This window comes from Mesorhizobium sp. M7A.F.Ca.CA.004.04.2.1, assembly GCF_004022825.1.
Taxonomy (GTDB): domain Bacteria; phylum Pseudomonadota; class Alphaproteobacteria; order Rhizobiales; family Rhizobiaceae; genus Mesorhizobium.
On sequence record NZ_RZPH01000197.1, the window covers coordinates 1 to 7,304 of the forward strand.

The window sequence follows — 7,304 nt, forward strand, 5'->3', positions numbered from 1 at the left end:
GCCCACATTGGCGCCGAGTCCGGCAGCAATGCCGGCGCGGGCGCCAATGTTGGCGGATCTGGCGGCATTGCTGCCGGACTCGGCGCCAATGTGGGCGGAACGAGCGGCGTCGGCGTCGGTGTCGGTGTCGGCGTGGGTATTGGGGGCGGCATCAATCCGTCCAATCCGTCGAACCCGAGCAATCCGTCCAATCCGTCAAACCCCAGCAGGCCGAGCCTGCCGGGTGTCGTGGCCCAGATGTCGGATAGCAACGTGGCGCGAATGAAGAAGCGCTGCGTCGACGTGCTCGGCAGCGAAGGCGCTTACGACCGCGACCTCCGGCAACTCTGCCTCCTGATCGCGCGCCGCTGATGCTGGAGGTGCCGGGACTGGAGGTGCCGAACCGGCCCTGAGGCCCGGCCGCATGTTCCTGGCCTCCGGCTGGTCGGAAGGCCCGCCACACTGGCGGGCTTTCCGCGTTCATTGGCGTGCCGGTATCAAAGTTCTGGCTTCCATCACGTTGGATGGCCGTTTCCGTTGCCACGATCGCACGGAACGGTAGAGCCTTGGGAACGTTCTCGTCCTCGAACATCGCGGCCGCGATGTTCGACCCAATGCGTCAGCGCTAACGGGAGCTGAAAGCCATGAGCCTTGGAACCATACTGATCATCATTCTTATCCTTGCCCTGCTTGGCGGCTTCAGCGGCCTCGGCGGAGGTCCTTTTTATGGCGCCGGCTACTATGGCGGCGGCGGCCTCGGGCTCGTGCTGCTCATCGTCATCGTGCTTGTCGTGCTCGGGCGCATCTAGCCAGGCCCGCCCGGTTGTCGCCGACAGATCGCAATCTCGTGAGCGCCCCCAATGTCGGCGCGCACCGGATTGTGATGCAGGCAAGCCGGCTTGTGATCTTGCACTCTGCAAAACTTTCGTATGGTCATTGCGGTCCACACCCCCCCGTGGAAACAAGAGGAGAGGGTCCCACCCCTTATCCTCCTCCAAGGCCCGCTCCGGTTCACCGTGGCGGGCTTTTGCTTGATGGGCGAGGGAACCGGCTTGCATCAAGCTTCAAGGAAAGGCGGGTGTTTTCTGAGAAGTCTCCGTTCTGGCTGCGGCATTGAGCGCAGGCCGGATCCTGACGCCAGATTACTCCATGTCAGGTACGTCGCCGCTGACGAAGAGCGTGTTCGGCGGGCCGTATTCGCCTAGCGTCGGATCGGCCTCACGGCTCCAGGCGATGACGCCGGCATGCTTTGCCGCCAGAGCCTTGGCGGTGCGTATAGCGCGGTCTTCGCTTTGCTGGTCGGCGGGTCCAAAGGCTGGGAACAGCTCGCCATCCTCACCGCGATCGAAGGCGACCACGACGATCAGCCTGGGATTTTTCTGGCCACTGGAATCGGACATCTTGCACCTTTAGCGCGGAACCTATCACATTGCTCGGGGTTGAAGGCCGCGAATCGATGAATGCCGACTTTGGGGAGTGGCATCGTGCAAGATCAGCGTTTCGATGAGCCGGTCAGGATTGCGCTCGGCCGATCGCGAAACTCGATCTTCAACGTGGAGCGGGTCGCTCAGGCTGCAGACGTCCTGCTGAACCGCTGGCCGGTTGCGACCGGGCAAAAGCATATGGTTGCCCGCAAGGTCTGTCTGGCCGTGCTCGAGGGAAAGAAAGAAGTCTCGGCGGCAAGGGCGGCGTTCATTAACGCCGCGATCGAGGCGGACATCCTCGTCGAACCGCGTGAGGTGTCGATCCCGTAGCCTGCTCCGGTGAAATTGAATCAGGGTCTGGCTCCATCCCCTTGATGTATGCCTCTTTTTTGGCGATCGCCGACCGGCTTTTCGGGGGCCATATTGACCTGCCTCTCGGCGCGCCTTGCACGGTATTCCGCATATTCGCTGCCTTTTGGGCAGTCTTCAGTACCCGTTGACATAGCATCCCGGTCTCTATATTGAACAGGATTATACAGGTTCACTGAACAGGTACTATATGAAGCGGCGCGCGGTTCAACTGTCTCCCGGTACGGGCAAACCCGAGCAGATCGCCACCGTTCTCGAACATGAAATCCGCTCCGGTGTTCTCGGCTTCGGCGACCGCCTGCAAAGCGAGAATGAACTTGTCCAGCGCTTCTCCGTCAGTCGCAATACGGTCCGCAAGGGCCTTGAGGAATTGTCCAGCCGGGGGCTGATCACGACCAGGGTTGGTATCGGCTCGTTCGTCACCTTCGACGGCAAGCCGGTCGATGACTCCATCGGCTGGTCGCGCGCGCTGGCCGATGCCGGCGCCAATGCCGAGACGCGGACGCTGCGGCTGGAGGTCATCGAAGACCCCGATCTGGCTGCGCTGCTTGCTATCGAAAGCCCGTTCTTCATTGCCGTTGACCGGGTGCGCACCAACGCCAGCGACGGCCATGCGATCTCCATCGAGCGCAGCCGGCTGCCATTGTCCTCCGAGCTTGAGGACGTACCGTTGCGCGGACTGCGCGAGGGCTCGCTGCACCAGACGCTGCGCGCCGCCGGCCTCATTCCCGACCATGGCGAGGAATGGGTCGAGATCGAGATGCTCAATGCCGAGGATGCGGCCATCCTCGGTTGCCCACAAGGCACGCCCTTCCTGCGCGGGCGCCGGTTGACGCGTGCGGCTGACGATCGGCCGATCGAGTATGTCACCAGCCTGCTCAATCCGGCACATTTTGCGCTGCATATGAGGTTCTAAGCGATGTCGGATGCAACCAGCAATACCATCGATCGCGCCATGGGCGCGCTTGTCGGCGGAGCGCTGGGAGACGCGCTCGGCATGCCGACGCAGCTTTTGTCGCCGGCTCGCATTGCCGAACTCTACGGCCATGTAGAGGATTTCATCGAGCCTTTCGCCGATCATCCGGTGTCGAAGGGCCTGGCCGCTGGAACCATCACCGACGATACCGAACAGGCGCTGCTGCTCGGCCGCATCCTGGTCGAATCCGGCGACCGTTTCGACCACGCGCGCTGGGTCAATGCGCTGCTCGACTGGGAGCGCGAGGTCAAGGCGCGCGGCAGCTATGATCTTTTGGGGCCGTCGACCAAGCGTGCCATCGATGCCATCAACAATGGCGTACCGGCCGAGGAAGCGGGACGCAGCGGCGACACCAATGGCGCGGCCATGCGCATCGCGCCTGTCGGCATCATGATGCCGCTTGAACCGTTGGAGACGTTCGTCGGCAAGGTGGCGGAGACTTGCCGGGCGACGCACAACACCTCGATCGCCATAGCCTCGGCCGCAGCCGTCGCAGCCGCCGTCAGCCGCGGCGTCGCCGGCGGCGGTTGGCGCGATGCTTCGGCCAGCGCGGTCGCGGCGGCGAGGCGAGGGGCGACGCTCGGACATTGGGTCACCGGCGGCGACATCGCCGCGCGTATCGTCTGGGCGCAGGACATCGTGCGTGGCAAGGCGATCAGGGATGCGATCCGGCTGATCACCGATCTGGTCGGCACCGGCGTCGCCAGCCAGGAATCCGTTCCGGCTGCCTTCGCCGTGCTGGAAGTCGCCCGTGGCGACCCCTGGCAAGCAGCCATCATCAGCGCCAATCTCGGCGGCGACACCGATACGATCGGCGCCATCGCTGCCGGCATGGCCGGCGCCTGCACCGGCTTTTCCCGATTGCCGCAAGAGTACATCCTCCGGCTTGTCGGCATCGACTTGTCAGAGGTTGGCGCGCTCGCCGCCGACCTTGTCGCGGCAAGGGCGGCGAAAGCCGGTTCCAGCAAGGACGCGGCGGCGTGAGCGGCCGTCTCGTCCATATCGGCAGTGCCGTGGTCGATTATGTCTACCGCATCGACGCTTTGCCGGCGCCCGGCATGGAAAAGACGGCATCGAGCTTCGCCCAGGTCGCCGGCGGCGGCTTCAACATGATGGTGGCGGCCAGCCGCACCGGCATGCAGGTGGTGTTCGGCGGCCAGCTCGGCAGTGGGCCGAATGGCGACTTCCTGCGCGCCGCCTTCATGGCCGAGAACATCGCGACACTGACGCCGCCATCGCCCTTGATGGACAGTGGCAATTGCGTCGCCATGATCTCCAGCGACGCCGAACGCACCTTCGTGTCATGGCCAGGTGCGGAGAGCGTACTCAGCCTCGATATGATGGCGCCCGTCGCGGTGGCGCCGGGAGACTGGGTGTTCACCTCCGGCTATACGCTGAGCTACCCCAAGAGCCGCGATGCGCTCACCGACTGGATCGAGGCGCTGCCGGCGAATATTCCCTTCGTCTTCGATCCGACGCCGGTCATCTCGGACATTCCACGCTCCATCCTGTCGCGGGTGCTTGCCCGCACCACATGGCTGAGCTGCAACACGAGGGAGGCGGCCGAGATTGCCGGCCCGGGCGATGTCGAGGGTCTCGCGGCGCGACTTCTGGGCGACCATTGCCCGCAGGCTGCTGGCGTGATCATCCGCTCCGGAGCAAAGGGTTGCCACGTACGGTTGGCCCACGGGTCAGCGCAGACCATTGCCGGCTTCAAGGTCAACGCCGTCGACACCAATGGCGCCGGCGACACCCATATCGGCGCTTTTGTCAGCGCGTTGGCGCGCGGCACCCCGCCCTTCGAGGCAGCGCGCTATGCCAATGCTGCGGCGGCCATTTCGGTTACCCGCCATGGTGGCTCCTCGGCGCCGACGAACCGCGAAATCCAGACATTCCTGAGCCATGCCGCCGATCCATCGGGAGCAGGCCGGACACAGAAGGCCAATGCATAACAGCTGGAAAAGCCTGACAAGCCCGGGAACCGGGCAAACCCACAGAGAGGAACCAACCATGCGCATGCCTGATTTGACTGCTCTGCTGACGGCGACCGCCGTCTTTACCTCCGCACTTGCGTTCGCCGCCAAGGCCGACGAAGTGCATGTGCTCAACTGGAAGGGTTACGGCGCCGATGAACCGTGGGCCGTCGAGGCTTTCGAAAAGGCGACCGGCAACAAAGTCGTCAACGACTTCTTCAATTCCGAACAGGAAATGCTGACCAAGATCCGGACCAATCCCGGCCTCTATGACGTGGTCATGATCAACGCGGCCTTCAACGACCAGGCGATGGCCGGGAAACTGATCCAGCCGATCGACGTTTCCAAGCTGCCGAACTATGCCGACATCAGCAAGGACAAGGCGGGATCGCCGATGCTCGTCCATGACGGCAAGGTCTATGGCGTGCCGTGGGTATGGGGCCTCACCGCACTCGCCATCAACGAAAAGTCCTTCGACAAGCCACCGACGAGCATCGCCGAAATGTGGGATGCCGCCCACAAGGGCCGCGTCGTCATTCGCGATGATGCCGTTGAAGCGGTGCAGTTCGGCGCCATCGCCACTGGCCAGAACATCAACGACATCAAGGATATGGATGCGGTCAAGACGAAGCTGACCTCGCTGATGCCGCAGATCAAGACCTTCTGGAGCTCGGAAAACGACTGGAACCAGATGGTCGCCTCCAACCAGATCGACATCGGCACCTATTGGAGCGGCTCGGCCGACCGCGCCAAGACGCATTTCAAGCTGCCGGTCTCGCTGGTGGTGCCGCAGGAAGGTGCCGTTGCCTGGCTCGACGCGTTTTCCATTCCGGTCGGCGCCAAGAACGTCGCCGGCGCCGAGGCCTTCATCAACTACATGATCGACCCGAAATTCTACGTCGAATGGGTCACCAAGGTCGGTGCTCCCGTCTCCGCCAACACCAAGGCGGTGGAAGCGCTGCCCGAGGATGCCTTCAACCGCAAGGTCATGGGTGATCCCGAAGTGGCCAAGCGCATCCAGTTCCAGGCGCCGATCACCGACGCCCAGCGCGAAGCCTATCTGGCGCTCTGGCAGCAGCTTAAGGTCGACGTGAAGTAAGATCACAGCCAGGCCAGCCGGCGGTTCGCGTCGGCTGGTTCTTCCAATCCTGGGAGGAGGGTACCATGGCAGCTGCGACAGCGTCGCGAAGCGGGCTGAGATCGGCATTGCCGCTGCTGGCACCGGCCTATCTCTGGCTGACGGTGGCGATCTTCCTGCCGCTATCCGCCATGGTCTTCTTCTCGTTCATGACCGAGCTGCCGCTGTCGGGAAAGCCGTGGGCGTTCACGCTTGGCAACTATGCCGCCTTCTTCTCGCAGAGCCTCTATCTGACGCTGCTGCTGGCCTCGCTGCGCCTTGGCCTCGAAGTGACGCTATGGTGCATCGTCATCGGCTATCCCGCCGCCTATGTGCTCGCCAAGGTGCTGAAGGGGCGCAGCCGCGAGGCGATCTTCCTGCTCGTCATCCTGCCGTTCTGGTCGAATGGGTTGGTGCGCATCTTTTCCTGGGCGATGGTTTTGCGCGAAGGCGGCATCCTCGACACCGCGCTTAATGCCGTGCTGCCGTTCAAGATCAACATCGACCTCATGTATTCCTATCCGGCCGTCATCATCGGGCTGGTGCATTCCTATGTGCCTTACATGGTGCTGACCTGTTATCTCACGCTACAGGCCATCGACGACTCGCTGATCGAGGCCGGGCGCTCGCTTGGCGCATCGCGGTTGCAGGTGCTGAAGCGGGTGATCATCCCGCTGTCGATGCCCGGATTGGTCGCGGGTGCGGCGCTGATCTTCGTGCCGGTCGTCGGCTCGTTCATGGAACCGCGCATCCTGGGCGGCCGCACCGGCACCTTCTACGGAACGGTCATCGAGGACCAGTTCGTCGCCGTGTTCAACTGGCCGCTCGGTGCCGCACTCTCCTTCATCCTGCTGGCGGTGGTGCTGGTCATCCTGGCGGTGGCGTCGCCAGTGCTGCGGAGGGCCGCGTGATGACGACGACCCGCATCCTCGAAGGACTCGGCCGCCTCTACATCTGGCTGCTGCTTGCCTTTCTTTATCTGCCGATCATCATCATGGCGCTGATGTCGTTCAACGTTTCTCCCTTCTACCAATTGCCGTTCGAATGGACGACTGAATGGTATGCTTCGCTGTGGCAGAACGACCAACTGATCGCAGCGACCTGGAACAGCGTCGAGATCGCGGTCATCACCACGATCATCTGCGTCGTGCTCGGCTCGGCGGCGTCGCTGGCGCTCTATCGCTACGAATTTCGTGGCAAGAAGTTCCTGCAGGCGCTTTTGTTTCCGCCGATCGCCATACCGTGGCTGATCACCGGCACGGCAATGCTGATTTTCTTCTTCGGCGTCGGTATCGGCCGTGGCCTGCATGCGATCCTGCTCGGCCATGTCGCATTGGCGCTGCCCTATGTCATCGTCGTCGTCTCGGCCCGGCTGCAGACCTTCGCGCCGGAGCTGGAAGAGGCGGCGCGCTCACTAGGCGCCAACCAGTGGCAGGTGACGCGCCGCGTCACGCTGCCCTGGATCA

Annotated in this window: 9 protein-coding genes and 1 pseudogene; 9 read left to right on the forward strand and 1 reads right to left on the reverse strand. The window is 63.2% G+C overall.

The annotated features are described in order from the left end of the window. Positions 1-351, forward strand: a pseudogene (locus EN893_RS11625) (hypothetical protein); the annotation flags it as partial. Between the two features lie 272 nt (positions 352-623). Further along, entirely contained in the window at positions 624-788 is a 165-nt protein-coding gene (locus EN893_RS11630) for a DUF3309 family protein (protein WP_127268780.1), read from the forward strand. 333 nt (positions 789-1,121) lie between these two features. Here the strand turns inward: EN893_RS11630 and EN893_RS11635 are convergent, their stop codons facing one another. Further along, positions 1,122-1,379, reverse strand: coding sequence for a hypothetical protein (locus EN893_RS11635; protein ID WP_127268781.1), 258 nt, complete (start codon positions 1,377-1,379; stop codon positions 1,122-1,124). Positions 1,380-1,439: 60 nt separating this feature from the next. Between EN893_RS11635 and EN893_RS11640 the strand changes: the two genes are divergently transcribed. From EN893_RS11640 to EN893_RS11670, 7 genes are all read left to right on the forward strand, one after another. Continuing rightward, positions 1,440-1,733: a DUF982 domain-containing protein gene (locus tag EN893_RS11640; RefSeq protein ID WP_236382758.1), complete on the forward strand. Its 294-nt coding sequence runs from the start codon at positions 1,440-1,442 to the stop codon at positions 1,731-1,733. Positions 1,734-1,962: 229 nt separating this feature from the next. Continuing rightward, a complete protein-coding gene (locus tag EN893_RS11645) occupies positions 1,963-2,688 on the forward strand; it encodes a GntR family transcriptional regulator (protein ID WP_127268782.1) in 726 nt (241 codons plus the stop codon). A gap of 3 nt (positions 2,689-2,691) precedes the next feature. Further along, positions 2,692-3,732 (forward strand): ADP-ribosylglycohydrolase family protein, encoded by a 1,041-nt coding sequence (locus tag EN893_RS11650; RefSeq protein WP_127272386.1) that lies wholly within the window; start codon positions 2,692-2,694, stop codon positions 3,730-3,732. After that, on the forward strand, positions 3,729-4,700 hold the full coding sequence (locus tag EN893_RS11655) for a PfkB family carbohydrate kinase (protein ID WP_127272387.1): 972 nt from the start codon (positions 3,729-3,731) through the stop codon (positions 4,698-4,700). Before EN893_RS11650 ends, EN893_RS11655 begins: the two co-directional genes overlap by 4 nt. 58 nt (positions 4,701-4,758) lie before the next feature. Then, positions 4,759-5,820, forward strand: coding sequence for an ABC transporter substrate-binding protein (locus tag EN893_RS11660; RefSeq protein ID WP_127273265.1), 1,062 nt, complete (start codon positions 4,759-4,761; stop codon positions 5,818-5,820). Between the two features lie 65 nt (positions 5,821-5,885). Next, the gene (locus EN893_RS11665) at positions 5,886-6,749 is read left to right on the forward strand and encodes an ABC transporter permease (protein WP_127270909.1); all 864 of its coding nucleotides are present in this window, start codon (positions 5,886-5,888) and stop codon (positions 6,747-6,749) included. Continuing rightward, positions 6,749-7,304: ABC transporter permease (locus EN893_RS11670; protein WP_164900807.1), on the forward strand; the 556-nt coding region annotated here is incomplete at its 3' end. The genes EN893_RS11665 and EN893_RS11670, both read left to right, overlap by 1 nt.

Bases quoted from the DNA above. Each gene is read 5' to 3' on its own strand.
- EN893_RS11650 (WP_127272386.1), top strand. From the start codon at position 2,692: ATGTCGGATGCAACCAGCAATACCATCGATCGCGCCATGGGCGCGCTT.
- EN893_RS11640 (WP_236382758.1), top strand. From the start codon at position 1,440: ATGCCGACTTTGGGGAGTGGCATCGTGCAAGATCAGCGTTTCGATGAG.
- EN893_RS11630 (WP_127268780.1), top strand. From the start codon at position 624: ATGAGCCTTGGAACCATACTGATCATCATTCTTATCCTTGCCCTGCTT.
- EN893_RS11660 (WP_127273265.1), top strand. From the start codon at position 4,759: ATGCGCATGCCTGATTTGACTGCTCTGCTGACGGCGACCGCCGTCTTT.
- EN893_RS11645 (WP_127268782.1), top strand. From the start codon at position 1,963: ATGAAGCGGCGCGCGGTTCAACTGTCTCCCGGTACGGGCAAACCCGAG.
- EN893_RS11635 (WP_127268781.1), bottom strand. From the start codon at position 1,379: ATGTCCGATTCCAGTGGCCAGAAAAATCCCAGGCTGATCGTCGTGGTC.
- EN893_RS11665 (WP_127270909.1), top strand. From the start codon at position 5,886: ATGGCAGCTGCGACAGCGTCGCGAAGCGGGCTGAGATCGGCATTGCCG.